At 64.9% G+C, this 23,800-nt stretch carries 22 protein-coding genes and 4 tRNA genes; 24 read left to right on the plus strand and 2 right to left on the minus strand.

Annotated features, from left to right (window positions below; genetic code table 11):
- Positions 1–52: 52 nt before the first annotated feature.
- Positions 53–2,497: a FlgD immunoglobulin-like domain containing protein gene (locus QF819_01535; GenBank protein MDP6801849.1), complete on the minus strand. Its 2,445-nt coding sequence runs from the start codon at positions 2,495–2,497 to the stop codon at positions 53–55.
- 138 nt (positions 2,498–2,635) lie between these two features.
- Between QF819_01535 and miaA the strand changes: the two genes are divergently transcribed.
- The 23 genes from miaA to QF819_01650 all read left to right on the plus strand — a co-directional run bounded on the left by miaA (position 2,636) and on the right by QF819_01650 (position 22,671).
- Positions 2,636–3,592, plus strand: coding sequence for a tRNA (adenosine(37)-N6)-dimethylallyltransferase MiaA (miaA, locus tag QF819_01540; GenBank protein ID MDP6801850.1), 957 nt, complete (start codon positions 2,636–2,638; stop codon positions 3,590–3,592).
- A gap of 39 nt (positions 3,593–3,631) precedes the next feature.
- Positions 3,632–3,707 (plus strand) — tRNA-Gly (locus tag QF819_01545).
- Between the two features lie 107 nt (positions 3,708–3,814).
- A complete protein-coding gene (gene der / locus QF819_01550; GenBank protein ID MDP6801851.1) occupies positions 3,815–5,257 on the plus strand; it encodes a ribosome biogenesis GTPase Der in 1,443 nt (480 codons plus the stop codon).
- The gene (gene plsY / locus QF819_01555) at positions 5,254–5,865 is read left to right on the plus strand and encodes a glycerol-3-phosphate 1-O-acyltransferase PlsY (protein ID MDP6801852.1); all 612 of its coding nucleotides are present in this window, start codon (positions 5,254–5,256) and stop codon (positions 5,863–5,865) included. Before der ends, plsY begins: the two co-directional genes overlap by 4 nt.
- Positions 5,862–6,851, plus strand: coding sequence for an NAD(P)H-dependent glycerol-3-phosphate dehydrogenase (locus QF819_01560; GenBank protein MDP6801853.1), 990 nt, complete (start codon positions 5,862–5,864; stop codon positions 6,849–6,851). Before plsY ends, QF819_01560 begins: the two co-directional genes overlap by 4 nt.
- 76 nt (positions 6,852–6,927) lie before the next feature.
- Positions 6,928–7,281, plus strand: a complete 354-nt coding sequence (locus tag QF819_01565; protein MDP6801854.1) for a MerR family transcriptional regulator — start codon at positions 6,928–6,930, stop codon at positions 7,279–7,281.
- Between the two features lie 149 nt (positions 7,282–7,430).
- Positions 7,431–7,508: transfer RNA gene (locus tag QF819_01570), tRNA-Pro, on the plus strand.
- Positions 7,509–7,569: 61 nt separating this feature from the next.
- Complete coding sequence (gene surE, locus QF819_01575; GenBank protein MDP6801855.1) at positions 7,570–8,331, plus strand: 5'/3'-nucleotidase SurE; 762 nt, start codon at positions 7,570–7,572, stop codon at positions 8,329–8,331.
- Positions 8,328–9,008 (plus strand): protein-L-isoaspartate(D-aspartate) O-methyltransferase, encoded by a 681-nt coding sequence (locus QF819_01580; protein ID MDP6801856.1) that lies wholly within the window; start codon positions 8,328–8,330, stop codon positions 9,006–9,008. Before surE ends, QF819_01580 begins: the two co-directional genes overlap by 4 nt.
- The gene (locus QF819_01585; protein ID MDP6801857.1) at positions 9,005–9,604 is read left to right on the plus strand and encodes a YqaA family protein; all 600 of its coding nucleotides are present in this window, start codon (positions 9,005–9,007) and stop codon (positions 9,602–9,604) included. Before QF819_01580 ends, QF819_01585 begins: the two co-directional genes overlap by 4 nt.
- Positions 9,605–9,618: 14 nt before the next feature.
- Positions 9,619–9,696 (plus strand) — tRNA-Pro (locus QF819_01590).
- A gap of 28 nt (positions 9,697–9,724) precedes the next feature.
- Complete coding sequence (locus tag QF819_01595) at positions 9,725–10,249, plus strand: adenine phosphoribosyltransferase (protein MDP6801858.1); 525 nt, start codon at positions 9,725–9,727, stop codon at positions 10,247–10,249.
- A 19-nt stretch (positions 10,250–10,268) separates the two neighbouring features.
- Complete coding sequence (locus tag QF819_01600; GenBank protein MDP6801859.1) at positions 10,269–11,237, plus strand: bifunctional methionine sulfoxide reductase B/A protein; 969 nt, start codon at positions 10,269–10,271, stop codon at positions 11,235–11,237.
- A gap of 147 nt (positions 11,238–11,384) precedes the next feature.
- Positions 11,385–12,134, plus strand: coding sequence for an RNA 2'-phosphotransferase (locus QF819_01605; GenBank protein MDP6801860.1), 750 nt, complete (start codon positions 11,385–11,387; stop codon positions 12,132–12,134).
- Positions 12,135–12,267: 133 nt separating this feature from the next.
- Complete coding sequence (locus QF819_01610; GenBank protein ID MDP6801861.1) at positions 12,268–13,614, plus strand: efflux RND transporter periplasmic adaptor subunit; 1,347 nt, start codon at positions 12,268–12,270, stop codon at positions 13,612–13,614.
- 5 nt (positions 13,615–13,619) lie between these two features.
- Positions 13,620–14,849, plus strand: a complete 1,230-nt coding sequence (locus QF819_01615) for an ABC transporter permease (protein MDP6801862.1) — start codon at positions 13,620–13,622, stop codon at positions 14,847–14,849.
- Entirely contained in the window at positions 14,842–16,098 is a 1,257-nt protein-coding gene (locus QF819_01620) for an ABC transporter permease (protein MDP6801863.1), read from the plus strand. The genes QF819_01615 and QF819_01620 overlap by 8 nt, the downstream gene beginning before the upstream one ends.
- The gene (locus tag QF819_01625; protein ID MDP6801864.1) at positions 16,095–17,924 is read left to right on the plus strand and encodes a tetratricopeptide repeat protein; all 1,830 of its coding nucleotides are present in this window, start codon (positions 16,095–16,097) and stop codon (positions 17,922–17,924) included. Before QF819_01620 ends, QF819_01625 begins: the two co-directional genes overlap by 4 nt.
- A gap of 40 nt (positions 17,925–17,964) precedes the next feature.
- A tRNA-Arg gene (locus QF819_01630) sits at positions 17,965–18,041 on the plus strand.
- 112 nt (positions 18,042–18,153) lie between these two features.
- Entirely contained in the window at positions 18,154–18,699 is a 546-nt protein-coding gene (locus QF819_01635; protein ID MDP6801865.1) for a hypothetical protein, read from the plus strand.
- A gap of 35 nt (positions 18,700–18,734) precedes the next feature.
- Positions 18,735–19,853 carry a cytochrome c biogenesis protein ResB gene (locus QF819_01640; GenBank protein MDP6801866.1) on the plus strand — a complete coding sequence of 373 codons (1,119 nt, stop codon included), beginning with the start codon at positions 18,735–18,737 and terminating at the stop codon, positions 19,851–19,853.
- A complete protein-coding gene (gene ccsA, locus QF819_01645) occupies positions 19,850–21,742 on the plus strand; it encodes a cytochrome c biogenesis protein CcsA (GenBank protein MDP6801867.1) in 1,893 nt (630 codons plus the stop codon). Before QF819_01640 ends, ccsA begins: the two co-directional genes overlap by 4 nt.
- Positions 21,743–22,005: 263 nt before the next feature.
- The gene (locus tag QF819_01650) at positions 22,006–22,671 is read left to right on the plus strand and encodes a DUF2225 domain-containing protein (GenBank protein ID MDP6801868.1); all 666 of its coding nucleotides are present in this window, start codon (positions 22,006–22,008) and stop codon (positions 22,669–22,671) included.
- Here QF819_01650 and QF819_01655 read toward each other — a convergent pair.
- Positions 22,668–23,324 (minus strand): TIGR04282 family arsenosugar biosynthesis glycosyltransferase, encoded by a 657-nt coding sequence (locus tag QF819_01655; protein MDP6801869.1) that lies wholly within the window; start codon positions 23,322–23,324, stop codon positions 22,668–22,670. The genes QF819_01650 and QF819_01655 overlap by 4 nt on opposite strands.
- Before the next feature lie 118 nt (positions 23,325–23,442).
- Here QF819_01655 and QF819_01660 point away from each other — a divergent pair, with 118 nt between their 5' ends.
- Positions 23,443–23,799 (plus strand): PEP-CTERM sorting domain-containing protein, encoded by a 357-nt coding sequence (locus QF819_01660; protein MDP6801870.1) that lies wholly within the window; start codon positions 23,443–23,445, stop codon positions 23,797–23,799.
- Position 23,800: the final 1 nt, after the last annotated feature.

The following is a 23,800-nucleotide window of genomic DNA, read 5'->3' on the forward strand; positions in this document are numbered from 1 at the left end:
GGTGACTGTCCTCCCCCGGCTTCTCTGGGATTCCCGGGGAGCGGGTCGCCTCTTACCTCGTGAGAATGACGCTTCTGGCCGCGCTGCCACCGGGGGAACGGATCTGAAGGAGGTAGACCCCAGAGGCGACGCGTTTCCCCGAGTCGTCGCGTCCGTCCCATTCCACAGAAACAGTTCCGGGGCCGGAAAGCCCTGCCCACGGTCGTGCGACGATTCGCCCGGCGGTGTTCACGATGGAGAGCCGGGCGTGTGTTTCCCGCGCAAGATCGAAGGAGAGCGTGATCTGCGCGGAAGCCGGGTTGGGATACGGCGGGTGCAGCAGGAGGGCGGGCGCGATTGCGGGGACGGCGGTGGAAGCCGTGGCAAGGCGCGACCACACTCCTCCGGCGCGGTACTCCAGCGAGTAGGGCATGGTCGTGCCGGCCGCGAGTTCCTCATCGCGATCCACCGCACGAAAACGACCGGGCAGGAACTGTTCCACGCCGGGGACAACCCGCATGGCGGAAGGATGCCCGGCGAGCAGGCGGAAGTCGGAAGGATCGGCGGAGTCGGCCACATGCCAGGTGGCGGTCACCACGCCGGGAGCGGCCTCCAGTTTGAATGCGCGGAGGAAGAGCGGAGTGGTGTCGATGCATTGAAGGGGTGTGGCGAAGAGGGTGTCGGTGGAGGAGGAGATGGCGACATCCTGCGTGACGACCACGGAAGAAACAGACGAACCGGTCGCCGCGCTTCCGAGAACCCGGGGGGCAGCCGGATTCGTGATGTCGAAGATATGAACCCCGGCGTCTCCGTCCGCGAGATAGAGATGTGCGCCCGCCACATGCACACCGACCGCAAGCCCCGGCGTGGCGCGGGAAGCGACAAGGAGTGGCGCACTCGGGTTGGAGATGTCCACGACTTGCAGCCCGCCGCCGGCGTCGGCAACGAATGCGGTCGAGTCATGTACCGCCACGGCGGTCGCGTATCCGGGAGTGTCCACCGTACCCAGGAGGACCGGCGCGGAGGGGGTCGCGACGCGGACCACATGAAGCCCGGCCGAATAGGCTGCGACCAGAGCCAGGTCCGCGCTCAGCGCAACGCCGGTCGGGTAGCCGTCGAGTGGAAGGCTGGAATGGACGGTCGGAGAGTTCGCATTGGACAGGTCCAGCAGGTGGACACCCTGGAATCCGCTGGGGTCCGCGGCAGCCACGGCGGCAAGAGTTCCGGAGACGGCCACGGAGTGGGCCTCTCCGGACAGCGCGATGGTTCCGGCGGGGACCGGCATCCCCGGGCTGGTGATGTCGTATCCGCGCAGTCCGCCGGGGCCATCGGCGATCCACACAACCGGGTGGGCGAGCGCCGCGGCATTCGCCTCTCCGGGGGTGTCGGTGGTTCCGAGCGCCGTCGGTGTGGCGGGATCCGCGATGTCGACGACGGTAAGGCCGCTGAGTCCGTTGGCGACCAGCGCATGCTGGCCGTCGGCCGTGGCGATGACGGACCGCGCGATCCCGGGGAGAGGCGTGCTTCCCAGCGGCGGAAGAAGCCACGGATCCGCCGCGTGGAATGCGTGGAGTCCGGATGCGCCGTCGGCCATCACGACGGTACCGCCCCAGCTTCCGGCCCCCACGGCCAATCCGGAGGTGTCCAGCGATCCGAGAAAGACGGGATGGGCCGGTTGCGACAGGTCGAAGGCGGCGAAGCCTCCGTCGTAGTCCGCGACCGCCGCGAGGTCACCGAGGAGAGTGACGCCTCGTGCCACTCCGGGGGTGGCGAGAATGTCCGAGATCGTCGCAAGGGACGGGTTCGTGACATCCACCACGGTGAGGCCCGCGGAACCCGTGGCGACATAGGCGTACGGGTGGCGGAGCGAAACGCCGGTGGCGGTTCCGGGCATCCCGACTGTGTCCGTGATGAACGAAGAAGCGGGGGACGAGATGTCCACCACGACCAGCTGAGTCTCGTCGGCAATCACGGCCAGTCCGCTCCCGGCATCCACGCCCGTGGCATTCCCGCTGGTGGAGAGCGACAGGAGGAGTGCCGGCGTGCCCGGATCGGTCACATCGACGACATGAAGACCCTGGTAGGAAGCCGCGAGCACCACCGTCGATCCGTCGAGAGCGACGCCGCGCACAGGCCCGGGAAGGGTGAGCGTGGCTTCAGTCCAGGCGATGGAAGGGTTCGCGATGCGGATGATGCGTAGTGTCCCCGACGCCGCGACAAAGGCGTGGTTCCCGGAAAGAGCCACCGCCTCCGCGGAGCCGGGTGTATCCACCGAGTGCACCTCCATCGGTGCGGTTCGATCGGAGAGGTCGATCACCCGGAGCCCGGAGTCGCCATCGGCGACAAAGGCCCAGTCTCCGGACAGTGCGGCGTCCCTTGCGCTGCCGGGGGTGTCCACCGTTCCCTTCCAATGAAGGAATCCCTGATGGTCGACACACTCGGCCGCCGGGGCATCGGCGTGCGCAAGGAGCAGCGGGAGGGTCAGAAGAGCCGGGCACAGGCGCGTGAGGCGTGTCATTTCGGCTCCCGGGAACGAGGTGATCGAGAGGTCTTCGCCGCTTCGTTATGTCTGGAGTCCAAGGGGACGCCAAGCTAGCCTTCGGGTGCCACCGGCCGATAGCGGAGACCGGTCCACCCCCGATTGCGGGAGACCCCCTTGTCCGAGAACAGCAAGCTCCCTCTTCTTCCGAGTCTCGCCGGTCCGACGGCTTCCGGCAAGAGCGGTGTCGCGGTGAAGGTGGCGGTCGAACTGGGCCTGGAGATCGTGTCGGCGGATTCACGACAAGTGTACCGCAGGTTGGACGCGGGGACCGCCAAGCCCACTCTGGAGGAGCGCGCGGCGGCCCCGCATCACCTGGTGGATGTCGTCGACCCGGAGGAGACTTACACAGCCGCGCGTTTTGGGCGGGAAGCGGCGGCGGCCCTTCACGAGATCATCGGGCGCGGGTGCGTGGGCTTTCTGGTGGGTGGAAGCGGGCTCTATCTGCGCGCGGCGGAGGGCGGGCTCTTCGAAGGGCCGTCGGCGGATCCTGGGCTGCGAGCCCGGTTGAATCAGGAGGCGGATGCGGACGGGGAGGAGAGGCTTCATCGACGCCTCGCGGATGCGGACCCCGAGACGGCAGCGCGCCTGGCCCCCGCGGATCGGGTGCGGGTGATCCGCGCCATCGAAGTGCTGGAACTGACGGGGGTCACTCTTTCGGAGCATCACCGTCGGCATCGCGAGGCTCCCGCGCGCTGGCGGCCGGTGAGGTACGGACTGGAATGGGACTCGGACGCGCTTTCGGCGCGAATCGCCCGGCGTGTGGACCGGATGCTGGACGCGGGGTGGGAGGAGGAGGTTCGCTGCTTGCTGGAGGAGGGACTCTCCGAGCAGGCACCCGCCTTCCGTGCGCTGGGCTATGCGGAGGTGGCGCTGCTTGCGGCCGGAAAGGTTTCGCGAAAGGAGACGCGAGATCGCATCATCATGCAGACACGGAGGTTCGCAAAGCGGCAGCGAACCTGGTTTCGCGGAGTGGAGGGTGTTTGCCGGATTCGCATTCGATCGGACGCGGACCTGGCGACTGCCGCCGCGACCGTGGCGGCGGGAATCCGTCACGCAATGGAATCGCCTTGACCGCGACAGGGCGCGGAATGTTAGGGTGCATCCCCGGATGCGGGCATAACTCAGTTGGTAGAGTGTCAGCTTCCCAAGCTGAAAGTCGCGGGTTCAAATCCCGTTGCCCGCTCCATCCCCTTCCTGCTCGTGTGCACCCGGCGCTGTCAGGGGGAACTCTCGTGAATGAGAGAGGATCCGTCGTGGGTACATTCTCCGGGCGGGGACGGACCGCGTCTCGACATGGTATCGTCTGCGGGGATGGTCCACAACGAAGGGAGACCGGTCGTGACCGAGGAGTTCGCTGCGGGAGGATTGAGCGAGGGCATCTCGCACGGGAGCGCGTCTGACCGCCTTCCCGTGGTGGCCATCGTCGGTTTGCCGAATGTGGGCAAGTCTACGCTCTTCAACCGCATCGTGAAGAGTCGGCTGGCGGTGGTCGACGACCAACCCGGCGTCACCCGAGATCGAAACTACGCGCCTGCGGAGTGGGGCGGGCGTGGGTTCTGGCTGGTCGATACCGGCGGCATGACTTTCGAAGACGGCCTGGGCATGGACCCGGCCATCCAGGAACAGGTGGAACTGGCCATCGAAGAGGCGGACCTGGTGGTGTTCGTGCTGGACGCCCGGGTGGGAGCGACGGCAGAGGACGAAGAGGCTTTTCGCCTGCTGCGAAGGACGGGGCGGCGCGTGCTGGTGGCGGCGAACAAGGCGGACGACGGGGAGGCCGCCTGGGATGTGGCATCGATTGATGTAGGAGGGGTGGGCGAAATCGTACCCATCTCCGCGATGGCCGGGCGCGGAATCGGAGACTTCCTGGACCGGGTGGTGGCGCATCTTCCCCCGGAGGAGCCGTCCCCGGAGGCGATCCCGGGAGAGGTGGCGCTGGCAGTCGTCGGTCGTCCCAATGTGGGCAAGTCTTCCCTGGTGAACTCACTGGTGGGGACGCGCAAGATGATTGTGAGCGAAGTCGCCGGGACGACGCGAGACGCCATCGACACGATTGTCGAGAGAGACGGCACGCGCTTTCGCATCATCGATACGGCGGGGCTTCGACGGCGTGGCCGAATCTCGCGCGGCGTGGAGTACTGGTCCGCGCTTCGCGCAATGCGTGCCCTCGAACGCTGCGATGTCGCCGCTGTGCTCTTCGACGCCACCGAGGGGATCACCGATCAGGATGTGAAGATCGTGGGAGAGGCCATTTCGCGGCGGAAGGGCATCGTGCTGGTGATGAACAAATGGGATGCCGTGGAGAAGGATCACCATGTGGCAGAACGATTCGCGGAGCGCGTCGCCTGGCACTTCCCGTTTCTGGAGGACGCGCCACTCATTCACTCTTCCGCGCTGACGGGACGCCGCGTGGATCGACTGCTGCCGGAGGTGGCGCGGCTGGCGGCACTGAGAGCTCGCCGGATTCCGACGGCGGAGGTCAACCGGGTGATCGAGAGACTCGTTGCGGAGAATCCCCCTCCCTCGGGGCGGTCGTCACGCACGACCCGCATTCTCTACGCGACCCAGGTCGGGGCTTCCCCTCCGCAGTTCGTGGTGTTCGTGAATCGCCCGAAGAACCTGGAGGGGCATTACCACCGATTCCTGGAAAACCGCCTGAAGAAGGATCTCGGGTTCACGGGGGTCCCGGTGGAGGTCGTCCTTCGCCAGCGAAAGAGCAGGGAGCGGGATCGATGAAGGGGCTCTTGATGCTTCTGGCGTATCTCGTGGGGTCGATTCCATTCTCCGATCTTGCGGGGCGACTGCGTGGCGTGAATCTCCGCGAGCACGGCAGCGGAAACCTGGGCGCCACCAACGCCATCCGCATTCTCGGGCCGGGCGTCGGTATCCCGGTCCTCGGGCTGGATGTGCTGAAGGGTGTGGTGGCGACGACCCTGATTCCCGCCGTGGTGGAGGGTGGTGTCGCCCCGGACACGCGTGTGCTTTGCGCGGCGGCCGCCGTGGCGGGTCATGTCTGGCCGGTCTTCGCGCGCTTCCGTGGCGGGAAGGGGGTCGCGACCGCCGGGGGAGCATTCCTCGGACTGGCGCCTGTCGCGACGGGGATTGCGACCGGCGCGTTCGTGGTGGTGGTGCTGCTTTCCCGGTATGTCTCGGTGGCTTCGATGGTGGCGGCGGTGGTGCTGGCGGCTTCGATTATTCGCCTGGGTGCGGCGGCTCCCGTGATGGCCGGTGGGCTGGCCGTGGCGGCGCTGGTGATTGTGCGGCATCGGGAGAATGTGCGTCGCCTGGCAACCGGGACAGAGAACCGCGTGAGCTTCCGCCGTCGAAAAGGGGACGGCTCATGAGCGTGAGCGTCTTCGGCGCGGGAAGCTGGGGAACGGCGCTGGCTGCGGTTCTCGCGGGGAATGGGGTGCCGACCGTGCTCTGGGCGCGTCGGGCGGATGCGGCGGAGAGGATCTCGCGGGAACACTGCAATGCGGCGTACCTGCCGGGCGTGGAACTCCCCGCGGAGCTGGAGGTCACGGCAGAGATCGCCCGGGCCGCCGAGGCGTCCGAGTGGGTACTGGCCGTTCCAACCGGCTCCGTCCGCGGAGTCCTGGCCGACGCGGTGGCGTGCTGCGCTCCCGGTTCGGCGATCTGTGCGGCCAAGGGCTACGAGCCGGATTCGCGGAAGCGTATGTCGGAAGTTCTGGCGGAAGAACTTCCGGGGAGTGCGGGAGTGGCGGTTCTTGCCGGACCGAGCCATGCGGAAGAGGTGGGCCGGGGGATTCCCACGACGGTGGTGGTCGCGTCTCTGCGCGCGGATACGCAGACAACCTTCCAGCAGCTCTTTCATTCGCAGGCCTTCCGGGTCTACACGAACGGAGATCTCGTCGGAGTGGAGACCGCCGCGTCGCTGAAGAATGTGATCGCGATTGCTGCCGGGATCTGTGACGGACTCGGTTTCGGCGACAACACCAAGGGCGCACTCCTCACCCGGGGCCTGGCAGAAATGTCGCGCCTCGGAGCTGCGCTGGGTGCGGAGGAGGCCACCTTCTTCGGGTTGGCCGGGATTGGAGATCTGGTAACGACCTGCATGAGTCGCCACAGCCGGAATCGTCATCTGGGCGAACTCGTGGGGAAGGGCGCTGGCGTAGAGGATGCGGCCCGGGAAATCGGCATGGTCTCCGAAGGGGTCGGAACGACCCGCTCTGCCGTGGAGATTGCCGTGAACGCGGGAGTGGAACTGCCGATCACAAAGGCCGTGTCGGAAATCCTCTTTGCCGGGAAGGATCCCCGTGCAGCACTGGACGAACTGATGAGCCGGGACCCGAGAGCCGAGGCGGGTTGAGGCAGGCAAACCACTTTTCCCACTGGCGCCCGGGTGGGGCGGCAGCTTAGTATCCGCGGGATCGGAGGTGGATGCCATGGCCGGACGCACGGGGAAGATCTACTACTCCATCACCGAGGTGGCCGAGATGGCATCGGTGAAGCCGCATGTTCTGCGATACTGGGAGACGGAGTTCCCCGGGCTTGCTCCCCGCAAGAACCGCGCCGGGAACCGCACCTACCGCGATCGAGATGTCCAGCAGGTTCTCCTGATTCGCCGGCTCCTGCACGAAGACGGGTATACCATCAAGGGCGCGCGCAGGAAGATGAGGGAGAAGCGTGCGAAGGATCTCGATCAGATCGAGATTCCCTTTACGGACTCCCGAAGGAAGCAGGGGCTGACCGCGATCCGGAAAGGTCTTGAGGATATTCTGGAGACCCTGTCCCCCTAGTGTTCCCCGGCGCCTGCTGATGAGCCCGCGTGGCCTGTCGTGTGGAAGCACACTCCCGCCGGTCGGCCGGGCCGCCTTCGAATCGGCGTGGTTTGCGCTTGAACAGCATCCGTTCGGGCAGTAAGTTCGCTTCCGCCTCTTTCGTGGGTCGGGGCGTGGCGCAGCCCGGTTAGCGCGCGTGCTTGGGGTGCACGAGGTCGCTGGTTCAAATCCAGTCGCCCCGACCATTATCCTGCGGTATGACGAGACACTTCCTCTCCGGCACCGCCGGGAAGTTCCGGGGGTCCATTGAGAATTCTCCTGACCAACGATGACGGCATTCTGGCCCGCGGCATTCGCATCCTCGGGGAGGCGCTTCGCGATGCGGGTCATGATCTCACCATTGTGGCTCCGGATCGCGAGCAGAGCGCGTCCAGTCACTCGATCACCCTCGACAGACCGCTGCGCATTCACGAGGTCGAAGACGGCGTCTATACGGTGGATGGAACGCCGACGGATTGCGTTCTTGTGGGTCGGCACGGAGTACTGCGCGGGGACCCGGATCTGATCGTCTCGGGGATCAACCACGGCCCGAATATGGGCGAGGATGTCACCTACTCGGGGACGGTTGCCGCAGCGTTTGAAGGAGCCATTCTCGGGATCCCTGCGGTCGCCGCATCCATGAAGGACCGCGAACACGGGGACTACAAAGCGGCGGCGCGCTTTGTGGCGGATCTTGTGGGGCGGCTTCCCGCCGGAGTCGGAGGGAGACCGCCGCTTCTGAATGTGAACTTCCCGCCGGGTTCAGCCGATGATTGGGGTCGCGGACGGATCACCCGCCTTGGGACGAGAGCCTACTCGGACGAGATCATCGAGAAGTTGGATCCTCGTGGCCGGAAGTACTTCTGGATCGGTGGAGCGGAGCCGGAATGGGTTGGAGAGCAGGACTCGGACTTCTCGGTGGTGAACTCCGGTGGGGTCTCCATCACCCCGCTTCATCTGGACTTGACGGATGAAGAGGCTCGCGAGGCGCTCATCCAGGCGGAAGCGGCCCGCGGGGGCAAGGAATGATTCCGCACGGCAGAACACCGGCGAGCCGGGACGATCTGAGCGGCGCACGCAGCGAAATGGTGCGTGCACAGCTGCTGGAGCGGGGAATCGAGGATGAATCCGTCCTGGCTGCCATGGAGAAAGTACCCCGCCACCGATTCCTCGATCCTGCGCTCCGGAGTCGTGCTTACGGCGACCACGCACTTCCCATCGGGTCAGGCCAGACTATTTCGCAACCGTACATGGTGGCGCTGATGACGGCGTGCCTCCGTCTGAAGGGTGGCGAGAAGATCTTGGAGATCGGCACGGGGTCGGGATACCAGGCAGCGATTCTGGCGGAGTTTACGCCAAGGGTGTTCACCATCGAGAGACACGCGGTACTGGCCCGGTCGGCGGCGGCTGTGCTGGCGGAGCTGGGATGCGGAAATGTCATCACGAAGACCGGCGACGGAAGCCGCGGATGGCCGGAGCACGCTCCCTATGACCGCATCATTGTGACGGCCGGGGCACCGGTCGTTCCGGACTCGCTGACGGACCAGCTTTCGTCGAAGGGTGGTATTCTGGTGATTCCCGTGGGGGACCGCCAGATCCAGAGCCTCGTCGCGCACGAGAGGAAAGGCTCTCGTGTTTCGGTACGAACTCTCTGCGACTGCGCCTTCGTTCCGCTGCTGGGTCTGGAAGGATGGGACGCGCCATGAAGCTCCGCGTTGTCCGTCGTCTTTACGATTGGGTGATGGGCTGGGCGGAGACGCGCTGGGCCACCCCAGCGCTGGCCGTTCACGCAACCACCGAATCTTTCGTCTTCCCGATACCGGTCGATCCGCTGCTGATGGCTCTGGCCATGTCGGAACCGCGTCGCGCCCTGCGCTTTGCACTGGTGGCGTCGGTCTTCTCCGTGGCGGGCGGACTCCTTGGGTACGCCATCGGCTACGGTGCGTATGAGGCGATCGGTGCCCGGATCATCGCCGGGTTGGGCTACGAGACCCAATTCCTGACTTTACAGGAGAACTTCGGCGAGTATACTTTCCTCGCGATTTTCGCGGCCGGATTCACGCCCCTTCCGTACAAGGTCTTTACGATTGCGGCGGGAACCTGCGCGGTCCCGCTGGGGCCGTTTTTTATGGCGTCCGTGCTGTCGAGATCGGCGAGGTTTTTCCTGGTGGCGTGGCTCATCCGTCGGTTTGGACCGGCGGTGCGAGAGAAGATTGAACGCTATTTCGATCTCTTCGCGTTCGCGTTTCTGGCGCTTCTCGTGGGGGGTTTCTTCCTCGTGAAGCTGGGGATCGACCACTAGAATCAGCAGTAGGTCGGGGTGTGGCGCAGTCCGGTTAGCGCGCCTGCTTCGGGAGCAGGAGGCCGGAGGTTCGAATCCTCTCACCCCGACCATTTCCCGTTTGCGTTTCCGGAGGTTCGCATGGAATCCGCCGAGCGCCTGAGAGCCGCCATTCGCGAAATCCCGGACTTCCCCACCCCGGGGATTGGCTTTAAGGACATCACCACACTTCTGGCGAGCCCGGCCTGCTTCCGGGAGTCGCTGGACCTCCTGCAGGAACGGTGGACGGGCGAAAAGCTGGATGCCATCGCGGGGATTGAGGCGCGCGGCTTCATTTTCGGAGCCGCTCTTGCAGACCGGATGGCGCTCCCCTTCATTCCGCTCCGCAAGCCGGGGAAGCTCCCGGCCGAGACCATCGCGGTGTCCTACGAACTGGAGTACGGAAAGGACTCGCTGGAGATGCACGCCGACGCCGTCTCCAAGGGCGGGAGAATCCTCATCGTGGATGACCTGCTGGCGACGGGCGGAACAGCCGCGGCTGCGGGTCGCCTCATCCGTGAAGCGGGCGGCGCGGTTGCGGGATTTGCGTTCCTCGTCCATCTCTCGTTCCTCCCGGGAGCGGACGGGCTGGGGGATGCGCCCGTGCAGTCCCTCGTGACCTACTGAATCCGGGGAGAAGCGGACGGTGCGAGTCTCCCTCCCGGGGTTGGGGTCGCTCCTCGCGTGGATGATGTTCACTCCGGCGCCCGGTGCCGTCGCCCCGGCGCTGGCGGATTCGGGAGAAGGAGAGACGGAAGTGGCGGAACGAGGCGGCTGGAATCCCCTGACCGACGCGCAGCGATCCGTCCTTGCAGACGGGGGCACCGAACCCGCGTTCAGCGGGGAGTTTCTGGATCATCACGATCCCGGCACTTTCGTCTGTGCGCGGTGTGATTCGCCGCTCTTCGCTTCGGGGACGAAGTTCGATTCGGGCAGCGGGTGGCCCAGCTTTGACGAAGCTCTTCCGGGAGCGGTCGCGGAGCACCCGGGTTCAGATGGGCGACGGACGGAGATTCGATGCGCCGCTTGCGACGGCCATCTGGGGCATGTCTTTCGCGGCGAACACATGACGAAGCAGAATACCCGCCATTGTGTGAACTCGCTGGCATTGGGGTTCGAGTCGGATTCTCGAAGGAGTGCCTACTTCGCTGGCGGGTGCTTCTGGGGCGTGGAACACTTCCTGCAGCAGATGGATGGCGTGCTCTCCGTAGAGTCCGGATACATGGGCGGGGGGGTGGCATTTCCCACCTACAAACAGGTCTGCTCGGGAGAAACCGGCCACGCGGAGGCGGTCCGCGTTTTTTACGACCCGGAGCGGGTTTCATTTCGCGAACTGGCCCGACGGTTTTTTGAAATCCACGATCCTGCGCAACTCGATCGCCAGGGTCCGGACATCGGGAGCCAGTATCGATCCGCGGTTTTTGCCACCAGTGAGGCCGAGGCCGCCGTCGTGGCGGAGTTGAGCGAGGCACTTCGCGCCCGAGGTTACAAGGTGACGACCGAAGTTTCCCCTGCACGCCTCTTCTGGCCCGCAGAAGCGGTTCATCAGGACTACTACGAGCGCACCGGGAAGGCCCCCTACTGCCACGCGCCGGAGAATCGCTTCGAAGACTGACCTGCGCACCTTGAGCGGGTCTTTGACACCTTTGGCCGAAGGGTGGATAATGTCGGGCTTCCTGCCCGGAGGCTCCGTATTCTGAAGGAAAGCGGAAGCTTCGGTCGCCGTTTGAACCGTACAGGGGTGTTTCCCCGGAGGTCGCTCATGGACCCACGACTCGCCACCAGACTCAGCAAGTTTCTCTCTCTGGTGCTTCGCCACCGCCCGGAAGAATACGGTCTTCGCATGGATGCCGAGGGTTGGGTGGATCTTGAGGATCTGGTGGATGTGCTCGTGGCGGAGGACATCCTTGTCGAGGACGGAGAGGAGATTGTGCGGGAGTTGGTGGAATCCTCGGATCGCCGCCGCTTCGGCCTTGAGGACGGACGCATCTGTGCGCTCTACGGACACTCGTCTCGCGTCTCGCTGGAGTATCCCGATGAGACGCCGCCGGAGACGCTCTACCACGGCTCTACCGTACCCGCCGCTCGAGAAGTGGGGGAAGCGGGCGTGCTGCCGATGGGGCGGGCGTATGTGCACCTGTCCTCCACCGCAGAGGAAGCCCTAGCCGTCGGGGGGCGCCACACGGACCACCCGGTCGTGATTCTCGTGGACACGGGGGGTGCGCGGGAGGCGGGCGTATCGTTCCACCAGGCCAACGAACTGATCTGGCTTTGCGGATCCATCCCGGCGGACTGCTGCGAAGTGCCGGAACTCCCGGAGGAAGACCCCGTGGAGACTCGCGTGCGCGATCGCGGGCGAGGGCGGAGGGACCGCGAGCCTCGTGAGCACAGCCCCCGGCCTTCCCGTCCGGAGGCTGTCTCTCCGGCCACCTCGTCGCCGGAACCGGAGGAGAAGCCGGGGCCGGGGGAGTTCAGTCCGCGGAAGCGAAAGAAGGCTGTTCGTCGGCGATAGGGGCCGGACAGAAGGACGCGCGCGCTGAGTTCAATGCCGGGGTCGCTCCCGGATGTGCAACTTTTCCCTCCCCGGGTGCGTTGTGGGCCAGTAGGCGGTGCGCGTGGCACCGAAGATGGAAGAGAGGGGCTCCGTGAAGAAGAGAATCCTGTGGATCGCAGTCGCGCTCGTCGTGGGCGGACTTGTCGTGGGTCTGAACCTCCACCGTGCCCGTGGCAAGGCGACCGAAGTGGAAGTCCGCCAACTGGCACGAATGGAACTCGTCGCCCGCGTGTCCGCTTCAGGACGGATTGAGGCCCGCCGTTCGGTCAGCACGACGGCGAGCGTGGTCGGGAAGGTCGTCGAGAAGGCGGTCGAGGAAGGCGACTTCGTCGAGAAGGGCCAGCTCATTCTGCGCGTCGACCCCCGGGAGCGACAGGCGTTTGTCGATCAGGCACACGCCGGGCTGTCGCGCGCGCGTGCGAATCTGGAACTGTCCGCCGCGCGCCTTCGAGAATCCGAGTTTGAGTACAAGAGAGTGAAGGGGCTTGTCCGGGCGGACCTGGCCTCCGAGCAGACGCTGGAATCCGCACGAACCAATCACGATGTCCAAGTCGCCGCCGTGGCCGCAGCCCGGGAAGATGTTCGAAACGCGGAGGCTCAACTCCGGCAGACCGAGCACGAACTGGAGAAGACCGTCGTGCGGGCGGAGATCGCGGGCGTGGTGGTGCGTCTCTCCGTGGAAGAGGGGGAGAATGTCCTCGCGGGAGATCTGTACAATCAGGGCTCTGCCATCGTAGTCGTGGCGGATCTGACCGAGATGGAGGCACAAGTCCTGGTGGACGAGACCGAAGTCGTCGAGATCCACCCCGGGCAACCGGCCACGATCGAGGTGGATGCGTTCCCGGATCTTGAGCTGACCGGGAAGGTGATTGAAGTCGGGAACTCGGCCTACAATGCGGGGCCGCTCGGAACGCAGGAGTCCATGGACTTTCGCGTACGGGTGCTTCTGGACGATCTCTCCTCAAGGCTTCGGCCCGGGCTTTCGGCAACCGCCAAGATTGAGACGGCGCGGGTTGTCGATGCACTGGCCGTCCCTATGGAAGCCCTGACCATCCGGATTCCATCGAAGGAAAGGGATGCGGAAAGCAAGAACCACCCGAGGAAGACGGCCCCCTCTTCCGGGCAGGAGGAGATGGGCCCGGAAGAGGCCGAACGCCTGAAGGAGGAAGCCGAGGGGGTATTCCTCTGCTCCGGAGACCGGGTTTCGTTCATCGCTGTGGAGCGTGGGATCGCGGGCGAGAAGCACTTCGAAGTGCTCTCCGGGGTCCAGGAGGGAGCGACCGTCGTAACGGGGCCGTTTGAGGCGCTCCGCAAGCTGGAGTCCGGGCAACCGGTTCGCTATGAGGAACCCGGGGAGAAGCCCGGCGGGGACGACGAACGCCAGCCGGCGGATGATGCGGCCGAAGGCAAGTCGTCGATGTCCGTGAAAGTCGGGTAGGCCTCGTGCATCTCCAGGAGGGCGTCCGCGTTGCGCTGTCTTCACTGTGGGCGTACAAGCTCCGCACTTTTCTGACCGTCCTTGGGAATGTCGTGGCCGTCACTTCCGTGATTGCGGTGGTGTCTCTCATTGACGGAATGGACCTGTTTGTGCGGCGGGAGATCGCGGACGAGGGGTCCACCGTTCTGACGCTTCGCCGCATGGATGATCTCCAGGCGCTGACCAACCTCGAGGCGTTTCTGGAGGCGCTGCACAATCCCCGGATCACGCTCGATGACTTCCAGGCGCTTCGTGACGCCGACCTCCAGTATGTGGAGTATCTCGCGGCGTATCGGTCCTCGCGAGGAAGGGTCTCGCATGGGGGAAGGTCCGCAAAGGAAGCCTCCATCCGTGGCTGGACTGCGGACTATCCACACCTGCTGGATCTGGAGCTCTCGGACGGCCGACACTTCAACGCATTTGAATCCCGTGCAAGCCGCCCGGTGGCCATTATCGGTTCGGATATTGCGGAGAGAATCCTCCGAACGCGGGAGCCCCTCGGGAAGATGCTCCGGGTGAACGGTCGACATGTGGAAGTGATCGGGGTGCTGAAGGAAGAGGGCGGGATCATGGGGCAGAACCCGAATCTCGTCGTGTATATGCCACTTGGGCGTTTCTTCAAGATCTACGGTTCGCGGCAGTCTCTGGCGATCCGGCTGAAGGTGCCCGATGTGCGCCTGATCCCGGACGCCCGGGAAGAAGTGCGCATGCACATGCGAATCCGACACGCTCGAGAGCCCGGCCAGGGTGACGACTTCGCGATCACCTCCGCAGACCGCATCCTCGACTTGTGGAAGGGGATCTCCCGCGCCATCTTCTCCGCGCTCATCATGCTGGTGTCGATTTCCCTGGTGGTCGGCGGGGTGGTGATCATGAACATCATGCTGGTGTCGGTGACGGAGCGGACCCGGGAGGTCGGCACGCGCAAGGCGCTGGGTGCGCGTCGGGCGGACATCTTGTGGCAGTTCCTCGTAGAGGCGATGACGCTGTCTCTGGTGGGCGGAGTTCTCGGCATTCTGCTGGGCTTTGGTCTGGCCAGCCTGGTGGCGGTCGTGTCTCCGCTCCCGTATGCCATCGAGCCCTGGTCGATTGCCGCAGGGCTTCTCGTCACGCTCCTGGTGGGGTTGTTCTTCGGAATCTACCCGGCAGACCGCGCCGCAAAGCTGGACCCGGTGGAGGCGCTGAGCCATGAGTAGAGGAGTCTCGGAGCAGCGCGCGGTCATTCGGGAGTGCATCGGTCTGGCGCTTGAGGTCCTGCGGGCACATCGCATGCGCTCGGCTCTGGTGATCCTCGGCGTTGCCATCGGCGTGGCGGTTCTGATGGGAATGGTGGCGGTTCTCACCGGGTTGGGCCAGAAGATCGAAGACGAGATCACCGCCAGCGAACGGCCTGTCGTGACGCTGAGCAAGTTCGACTTCCTGACCGAGGGGGACCCCCATCAGGAGAAGATTCTCGCCCGGCCGGATGTCACTCCGGAGGACGCGGCCGCTCTTGAGGACTTGTGCGAATCCGTGGAGATGGCGGAGTTCTTCATCGACGCGAATCGCGGGACCATCCTTCACTATCGGGACCAGAAGACACGCATCGTCTTTGTTGCCGGTGGGGGAGAGAATGTGCCGTTCGTGTACAACCTCCCGGTGACGGTGGGACGCTATTTCCACGATGCGGAACTCCTGGCGAGCCGGAATGTGATCGTGCTGGGGCACGGCCCCGCGGAGGATCTGTTCCCGATCCTCGATCCCGTGGGCAAGCGAATCCGGCTGGGTGGAGAGGAGTACGAGGTCGTCGGGGTCTTTGCGGAGAGGAAGTCCGTGTTCGGGGGCATGAGCGAGAACTTCGCCTTCATCCCCTGGACGACATTCAAGAAGAACTACGGTCGCAAGCACGATCCCTATTATGTCTACATGACGATTGCGGAAGGATACACCGCCGAGGATGTCGTGCGGGAAGCAACGGTGGTGATGCGTGCCCGCCACAGACTCGCGCCGGGTGAGAAGAACGACTTCGCCGCGATTTCGAATGATCGCATCACCGAGTTTGTGCAGAAGATCACCGGACCCATCGGTCTGGTGCTTCTGGTGATGTCATCCATCGGCCTGACAGTGGGAGGAATCGGCGTGATGAACATCATGCTGGTGTCCGTGACGGAACGAACGCGCGAGATCGGTATTCGCAAGGCACTCGGCGCGAGGCGCGGGACGATCCTCCTCCAGTTCCTGGTGGAGGCCGGAACGCTGACCGGACTCGGCGGCCTCGTGGGCGTCGGGCTGGGTTCGGTCGTCGCGTGGGGCGTGGGGCGTGTCGCGCACTTTCCGGTGCACATCAGCCCTTGGATTGTGCTCGGGGGTGCCCTCTTCTCGATCAGCATCGGAGTGTTCTTCGGCCTCTACCCGGCGGTTCGGGGAGCCCGACTCGATCCGATTGAGGCGCTGCGCTACGAATGAGTGATATGCGTCGCACTCTGTCCGGCATTCCGGGGGCGGCGGTGGCCGCGGGTGTGGTGGCTCTCCTCTACAGGGCGCTCTACCTTCGCTTCCTCTCGGAGTCGCCGGAGTTTGCCCAGCCGATCCTGGACGGAGCGGCCCATTGGAGCTGGGCGCGGGATGCGCTCGCGGGCGCATGGCCGCCCGCCGGAGAGGCCTTCTTCCGCGCGCCCGGCTATGTGGGCTGGCTTGCGGGATTGCGCGCGGTGTGTGGGGGGGACCCCGCCGCGGCGCGGACGGTTCAGCTGCTCGCCGGAGCGGCGACTCCCGTACTGACGGCCTGTCTCGCGGGGCGACTTTTCGGTCGGTCGGCCGCGTGGATCGCCGGGCTGGGGGCGGCGGTCTATCCCGTGCTTCCGTTCTTCGATGGGCAGTTTCTGGCCGTCTCCATCGGGGTGCCGCTTTTCACGGCCGCGCTCCTCGCCTCGGCGGATCTCGTGGAGGGACGCGGGGGGCGTGTCCGGGCTGGCTTTGCCGGCGGGCTGTGGGGGATCGCGGGAATCGTGCGGCCTCCCGCGCTCCTTCCGGGGGTGCTGCTTGTCGTGTGGCTGGTCACGAATCGCCGACGCCGACTCGCGGCGGTGGTGGCGCTGGCTCTCCTTCTCCCCGCACTGGCGGTGACGCTTCGGAATGCGTCGGCGGGGGATCCGGTGTTCGTCGCATCGCAGGGGGGACTCAATCTGTACCTCGGGAACCACCGCCTGGCTGATGGCATGACCGCGACCTTCCCGGATCACCCGGAAGCGGGGGGGTATCGCATGATGGAAGCGGCGCACGCGTTGGCGGAGCGGAGTGTGGGGCGGACTCTGCGCTCCTCGGAGGTGTCCCGGCACTACGCGCTGCGCACGGCCTCGGAGATTGCAGCGGACCCCGTTCGATGGGTCCGGCTCCTCGGGCGGAAGGCACTGCTCTTCTGCGGGGCGCGGGAGATTCCGAACAACCACGACCCGGTGCTCTTTGCGGAGGCGTTTCCCTGGTTGAGGTGGCTGCCGGGGTGGGGGCTGTGGGCACCGCTGGCGCTGTGCGGCGCGGTGCTTCTCCGGCGACGGATGAGCGCGAGCGCCGGGTTCGCGGCGGCGGCAGTGGGGACGGTACTTGCCGTCTCGGTGGCCTTCTTCACCTGCGCGCGGTTTCGGCTTCCGGCGGTTCCGATCCTCCTTGCGTTCGGGGCCGGGGGGCTGGCGGGGCTTCCACGCCTCTGGCGGGAGGCGCGCGCGCGACGGCATCTCGCGGTGGGTGCGGGAGTGTTTGTGCTGGCGTTTGCGACGGTGCGGAGCAATCCGGGCGGCGTGCAGGGGGCGCCGTGGGTCGGATCATTCGTGCTGATGGCGGACGCGGAGCGGGCGCGTGGAGAACCGGTGCGCGCGCTCAGATGGCTGGATCGTGCGTTGCAGTCCGACCCGAACTACTATCCGGCGCAACGAGCGAGGGTGGAGTCGTTGAGACGGATGGGACGCTCGCAGGCCGCGCTGGAGAGCGTGGAGGCCTTGCTTGCGAAGCGTCCGCACGACGCCGCCCTCCACCTGGAGGCAGGCGTTCTGCACGATCTCTCGGGGAACCCACAGGCCGCGTTGCGCTTCATGGAGCGCGCGGCGAGCCTGGACCCGTCGCTCGATGAAGCCGTCGTGAGTCGCGCTGTCGTGCTGGCACGATCCGGGCGCGAAGAGGACGCCGCACAAGTGCTCCGTGCCTTCCTCCGGGCGCGTCCGGGTTCGTCTGAGGCGCCGCGGGCACGAGATCTTCTGATGCGCGTAGAGGCGGAGGAGGCTGGATCGACCCGGGATTGACCAAACAGGGCGGGGAGCGTAGTTTCGCCCCGCCTGCCGCGCCCCCGTAGCTCAGGTGGATAGAGCAGTGGTTTCCTAAACCGCGTGTCGGGTGTTCGAGTCGCCCCGGGGGCGCCAGGGGACTGGGTACCGAAGTGGTGGCTCGATCCGAGGAATACTCGCACCCTTGACGGGGGAACCTATCGCGGACAACTTGGTCCGGATTGAAATCGCAAGGGAGGCGCGAAAAGTGATACGCGGCATGATGGTCCTGGCGGGTGTGCTTCTTCTGGCGGGGTGTGCGGAAGAGGATGTGAAGACCTACACGGTGGAGAAGGCTCCCCCGACCGAAGCGCACGCTCATGCATCCGGCGAACTCCTGTGGGAGACTCCGGACGGGTGGACCGCATCAGAGGGTTCCTCCATGCGGCTGGCCAGCTTTTCCGTGCCGGGTCCGGAGGGAGTGAACTCGGGAGATTGCTCCATCATCGTGCTGGGCGGGGACGGGGGGGGGCTGGTGCCGAATGTGAATCGGTGGCGAGGTCAAATCGGCCTTGCTGGCGCTTCCGAAGAGGCCATCCTGTCCGCGTCCCGAGAGGAGACCGGTGGTCTCGGAGAGTATCGGATCTTTCGTCTGGTGAATCCGGACAATGCGGACGCCGCGTTTCTGGTCGCGATGATTCCCGGCGGTGCTCGTACGCTGTTCGTCAAGCTTGCGGGGCCGGTGGGGCTTGTGGATTCGGCCGATGACGCCTTCGTCGGGCTGTGCCGTTCGCTGAGGGAGTCGGACTCCTGAGCGCGCCCCTCTCTCGCCCGAAGGGCGGTCAGGACTTGCCGCTTTTTCTTGTGCGCCTCATGTCCCGGACGGATGTCTTCGTATACGCGTGCTGGTGGCTGATGGCCCTGCTGGTCATCGGGACGGTCGCGCAGCGCGAGATCGGCCTCCATGCGGCCCAGGCGCGCTACTTCTCCTCGTGGGTGCTGACGGTGTGGGGGTTCGTGCCGCTGCCCGGCGGCCGCCTGACCATGCTGGTGGTCTTCATGGGCCTGACGCTGTTTCTGGTCCGTCGCTTCAGTCTGCGCCCCCGGAAGCTGGGGATCACCATCGTGCACTCGGGTGGGCTTCTCCTGTTGATCGGTGGATTCGTGACCGCCTACTTCGCGTCAGAGGGCAGCATGGCCATCGGCGAGGGAGAGAGTGCGTCTTTCGTGACGGACTATCACAAGCGGGAACTCGTACTGGTAAACAGCGGGCCGGAGGGTCACGACTCCGTGACTGCGTTCGGGGAGAGCCTGCTTCGCCCGGGAGGAGTTCTCTCGGCGCCGGACCTGTCGTGGCAGGTTGAGATTCTCCATGCGTTTGAGAACTGCCGTTTTGTCGAGCGTTCGGAAGATCCCCCGCAGGATGCACGGGGGCTGTACCAGCGCCTGGACCTGGTGGAAGAGCCGTCGGCCGCGGAGGACGAGCAGAACCTTCGCGGGCTTCTCTACCGAGTCCTCGGGACTGCTGAAGAGGATGGCGTTTACGCCCTCGTGGAACGACAGAAGGTCTCCCCGGAGATCGGGTCCGAAGAGAATGCGCGGAAACTGATCTTCCGCCGCGCACGGCGCTACCTGCCCTTCTCCATCGAACTGGACGACTTTGAGAAGCGACTTCATCCGGGGACCGGGATGGCGCAGAGCTACCAGTCGGTCGTGTATGTCGTGGACGGGGAGACGCGCAGGCGTGTGGTGATCAGCATGAATGAACCGCTTCGGTATCGTGGACACACCTTTTACCAATCTTCGTTTATTGAGGGCGCGGCGGGAGACACCACCATTCTGGCCGTCGTCCGCAACGCAGGGCGGATGATGCCTTACATCGCGAGCGTGGTGATGTGCGTGGGCCTTCTGCTTCACCTTCTTGTGCAGGTGCCTCGACTTGCACGGAAGAAGGAGGGGGAGGCATGAGGCATCCGAAGAGGCGGAGAAATCTCCTGCGGCGCGGTATGGCGGGGCTCCTGCTGGGCGGTCTTCTTGTGCAGACGGCCGGAGTGGTTTCCGCTCTCGCGAAGGCTCCTTCCATCGGAGATCTTCCCGTACAACACGAAGGCCGAATCAAGCCGGTGGACACCGTTGCGGGAGTGCATCTTCTGTCGTCCTATGGACGGCGCTCACTTCGAGAGATCGGCCCGGCAGCATGGTGGGCCGAGGTGGTTCTGGACGCGGAGGCGGCGGATGAGCGGCGCTTCTTCCGAATCCGAAACCCCGAGGTCGTGGCAGCGCTGGAGCTTCCGGAGCGTGCGAAGGGCAAGTACACCTTCCCGGAAGTTCGCGATGCGCTGATTCCGCAGGAAGCGAACCTCCGTGTGCTTCACTCCCGGGAAAGAGCGGAACGAACGCTGGTGGAGACCCAACTGGTGGAGTTGCACATGGCTGCGCTTCGCTACCGGGGTCTTGGGGGTGCGATGTCGTGTCTCGTGCGCCAGTTTGCGCTGGAAGATTCTACACTGGCGGCGGAGTTTGAGTTGCTGGCGGGAGAGATGGCCAGCTACCGGCATTTTGCTCTGCGTCGACCGGTGTTTCAGCATGCGCTGGAGCGTCTGGAAGCGACGCCCGAAGAGGAGTGGACCGCGGCGGATCTGGAACTGGATCGACTTGCGCGGAGGCTTGGGCAAGTGCGCATGGAGGCCGGGAATGCCAGCCTCGCTATCATTCCGCCACAGGAGGGGACCGGCTCCCGGGAGTGGGTGGCTCCCTGGGATCTGCTGGACGGGCGGGAACCCGCACCGCTCCAACTGAGTGTGATGGACGGATGGGAAGAGGTCCTGGCGGCTCGCGCAGCCGGAGACCTGGATCGAGAGAGCGCGCTCGTGACGGACCTCCTTGCGGTGGTGGGAACCGGCGAAGACGGCCTTCCAGAGCAGCGCCTCCTGCGCCTGGAGGCCTGGTCCAACTCCGCCGGGATCTTCCCCAAGAGCACTTCGTTCTATGTGTTGTCATTTCTTCTGCTGGCTGTCAGTTGGCTCGGAAAGACGCACCTGCTCCGACGCCTGGCGATGGTGTCTCTCGGACTGGCCGTAGGGATTCACACGGGAGGTCTCCTCCTTCGCATGATCATCATGGGGAGGCCGCCCGTTTCGACACTTTACGAGTCCGTGGTCTTTGTCGGGTTGGTGGCCGGGCTCACCGGGATGATTGTCGAGTGGTTGCGCAAGGATGGGTTGGGGCTCTTTGTCGGCTCCATTCTGGGAGCACTGCTGCACTTCGTGGGGTTCGGTTACGCAGCAGATGGCGATACGCTCGGGATGCTGGTGGCGGTGCTCAACTCGAACTTCTGGCTGGCCACCCATGTCGTGACCATCACGATTGGCTATGGGTGTTCGGTCGTTGCCGGACTGGCCGGGCATGTCTATCTGGTGCGCCGGATCGCGAGGCGTGGAGATCGCGAGGAAATGGCCGGACTGGTGCGCAGTCTCACCGGCCTCACGCTGGTGGCGCTCTTCTTTACGCTCTTGGGTACCATTCTGGGTGGAATCTGGGCCGACCAGTCCTGGGGTCGATTCTGGGGGTGGGATCCGAAGGAGAACGGGGCCTTGCTGATTGTGATGTGGCAGCTTCTTCTCCTGCACGGAAGACTGTCCGGGCACTTCAAACCGGCGGGTTTTGCGGCGGGTCTTGTCTTCGGGAATGTCATCGTGGCCATGGCGTGGTTTGGAGTAAACCTCCTGAATGTGGGACTGCACACCTACGGATTCACGGAGTCAATCGCCGTAAACCTGGGCATTTTCTGCGGCTTCGAGGTCCTCTTCATTCTGATTGGCCTGCCGTGGGCGCGGTCGCGGCCCGATTACTCTTAGCCTGGCAGGGAGGGTCCGGGCGAGTGGGTGGTCGTTGCAGATGATGGCAGCGAAACTGGAAGTCGCGGCAATGGTCGGTCCTTCTCGCGCGACCGACCGATCCCCTCGCGCACATCTCCCGAACCAGCGCGGTGAACACTGCAAGCTGCACACCCTTTGCAGATCTCCGCACTCCAGACTATGGGTCTCTCCGCCGAATCTCATAGACAACGGAAGGGGTCGGATGTCGATCCAGACACAGTGCAGGAGACAAGGAGGGTTGCATGACGATGGAGAGTGCAGAGATTCGAATCTGCCCCGTGTGCGAGGCGCGCTTTCAGAGCGTGACGCCGTTGTGCACGGGTAGCCACGCCGCAGATTCGGACTTTCGCCCACACTTCTGGGGGGCGGATCCGCTGGGAGCTCAGGTGCAGTCCTGCGAGGAGTGCGGATTCTCAGGCTATGCCCAGGATTACCTGGACGGAGTCGAGGAATCGGTACTGCGCAAGATCCGGAAGTTCCTCAGTCCCCGCGTGCGAGACATCTCCCTGCCGGACACCGCTTTCTACAAGTACGAGTTTCTGGCGTTGATCTATGAATGGGAGGATCGTTCCTCGCTGGAGGTTGGAGACAGCTTTCTCCGTGCGTCTTGGATGGCGCGGACGGTTGCGAATCGCGAGAAGGAGCGACTGTATCAGCGGGAAGCGGTCCGTCGGTTTGAGGAAGCGCTGGAGATCGGCGAGTGTGAGGATCCAGAGACGCGGGCCGTCGTGTCCTATCTTGTGGGAGACATTCACCGCCGCTTGAATCGCCGTCGCCGTGCCGAGGGCTGGTTCCTTCGTGCGCGGGAGGAATACGACCTGCTGGAAGAGAGGACGCGTACTTCAGTGGAATGGTTGGGGGACCAGATTGCACGCCAGATGGAGAGTCCCTGCGACATGCTGGACTAGAACGCCAGCGTCTTCAGGAGTGCCCGGGTTCGGGGACAGCCGTCGCCTTGACGAAGCTCACGACGCAGGCGGTCCAGGTCCGCCGGGGTGTCGACATCGTACCAGGGGCCGTGGTCGATCAGCCCGATGCTCGACTCCTTCGCACGGCGCCGTGTCTCACGCGCGACCTCAGGCGTACTCCATGGGATGTCACGAAGCAGGTTCGGGATGAACTCGGGCAGCGCGAGGAGCGCATAGCCGCCGTCGTCGGTCGTAATCCAGGCGGCGTTCCCGGCAGCGGCATCTTGAAGACACGCAAGAACAGCGCGGCGGGGGAGCGTCGGATGATCCGCTCCCATGACGGCGACGGGGCCGGGTTCGGTCTCGAAAGAATCCTGAAACGCGTGGGCGAGCCTCTGGCCGAGATCGCCGGAACCCTGGTCCTTGACGGGAATGGTTGAGCGGGCCGGAACCGCCTGAGCATTACGCGGCCAATGGCTGCCGGGGATTCGGAGATGCACAGCCACCCCGGGGAGGGAAGACAGTCGGACGATCAGATCGTCCAGAAACGCCGCAGACAGTTCGGCAGCCTGCTCGGGGCTCAAGGGAGGGACGAGCCGGGTCTTCACCTTCCCGGCGACAGGGGGTTTTGCCACAATGGCTAGCGTTGACATAGTTCACCTGACAGCTTGACGCAGAAGATAGGAAAAGGTTATAGTAAACATCGCTCGTTGACAAAGATCGAGAATCCCCCAAGACCCGGTACTGCATCACTGGAGGCTTGCTAACACTATGAGCATCACGCTTGCGCGACTCCTTTTGTTGATGGTTCTTGCGGGGGCGATTTCCGTGGGGGCTGTGAGTTCTGTCCATGCGGAGGCTACTTCGGGCGTCATGGCTGTGGGGGCCGGTTCAGAAGCTCCCGCCCCGCCTGCTGAAGTCCCCGGATTCCCCGCAGTGCTGTCCAAGTCCGACAACCAGGCTGATGCCGGGGACAACATCGAAAGTCCCACCGGCTGGCTGGAGTTCGAAGACGACATGAATCATCCGAATGGGAACATGGTGGCCGTTCCGGAACCGGCGACGATCGCTCTTTTAGGACTGGGGCTTGCCGGCCTTGGCGCAGCCCGAAGGCGTGCTCGGCGGTAGC

The organism is Gemmatimonadota bacterium (genome assembly GCA_030747075.1).
Classification (GTDB): Bacteria; ARS69; ARS69; order ARS69; family ARS69; genus ARS69.

What these genes read in the sequence shown, in the direction of transcription:
- QF819_01535 (MDP6801849.1), bottom strand. Translation starts at nt 2,497, where the DNA reads ATGACACGCCTCACGCGCCTGTGCCCGGCTCTTCTGACCCTCCCGCTG.
- der (MDP6801851.1), top strand. Translation starts at nt 3,815, where the DNA reads ATGGTATCGTCTGCGGGGATGGTCCACAACGAAGGGAGACCGGTCGTG.
- plsY (MDP6801852.1), top strand. Translation starts at nt 5,254, where the DNA reads ATGAAGGGGCTCTTGATGCTTCTGGCGTATCTCGTGGGGTCGATTCCA.
- QF819_01560 (MDP6801853.1), top strand. Translation starts at nt 5,862, where the DNA reads ATGAGCGTGAGCGTCTTCGGCGCGGGAAGCTGGGGAACGGCGCTGGCT.
- QF819_01565 (MDP6801854.1), top strand. Translation starts at nt 6,928, where the DNA reads ATGGCCGGACGCACGGGGAAGATCTACTACTCCATCACCGAGGTGGCC.
- QF819_01580 (MDP6801856.1), top strand. Translation starts at nt 8,328, where the DNA reads ATGATTCCGCACGGCAGAACACCGGCGAGCCGGGACGATCTGAGCGGC.
- QF819_01585 (MDP6801857.1), top strand. Translation starts at nt 9,005, where the DNA reads ATGAAGCTCCGCGTTGTCCGTCGTCTTTACGATTGGGTGATGGGCTGG.
- QF819_01595 (MDP6801858.1), top strand. Translation starts at nt 9,725, where the DNA reads ATGGAATCCGCCGAGCGCCTGAGAGCCGCCATTCGCGAAATCCCGGAC.
- QF819_01605 (MDP6801860.1), top strand. Translation starts at nt 11,385, where the DNA reads ATGGACCCACGACTCGCCACCAGACTCAGCAAGTTTCTCTCTCTGGTG.
- QF819_01620 (MDP6801863.1), top strand. Translation starts at nt 14,842, where the DNA reads ATGAGTAGAGGAGTCTCGGAGCAGCGCGCGGTCATTCGGGAGTGCATC.
- QF819_01625 (MDP6801864.1), top strand. Translation starts at nt 16,095, where the DNA reads ATGAGTGATATGCGTCGCACTCTGTCCGGCATTCCGGGGGCGGCGGTG.
- ccsA (MDP6801867.1), top strand. Translation starts at nt 19,850, where the DNA reads ATGAGGCATCCGAAGAGGCGGAGAAATCTCCTGCGGCGCGGTATGGCG.
- QF819_01650 (MDP6801868.1), top strand. Translation starts at nt 22,006, where the DNA reads ATGACGATGGAGAGTGCAGAGATTCGAATCTGCCCCGTGTGCGAGGCG.
- QF819_01655 (MDP6801869.1), bottom strand. Translation starts at nt 23,324, where the DNA reads ATGTCAACGCTAGCCATTGTGGCAAAACCCCCTGTCGCCGGGAAGGTG.
- QF819_01660 (MDP6801870.1), top strand. Translation starts at nt 23,443, where the DNA reads ATGAGCATCACGCTTGCGCGACTCCTTTTGTTGATGGTTCTTGCGGGG.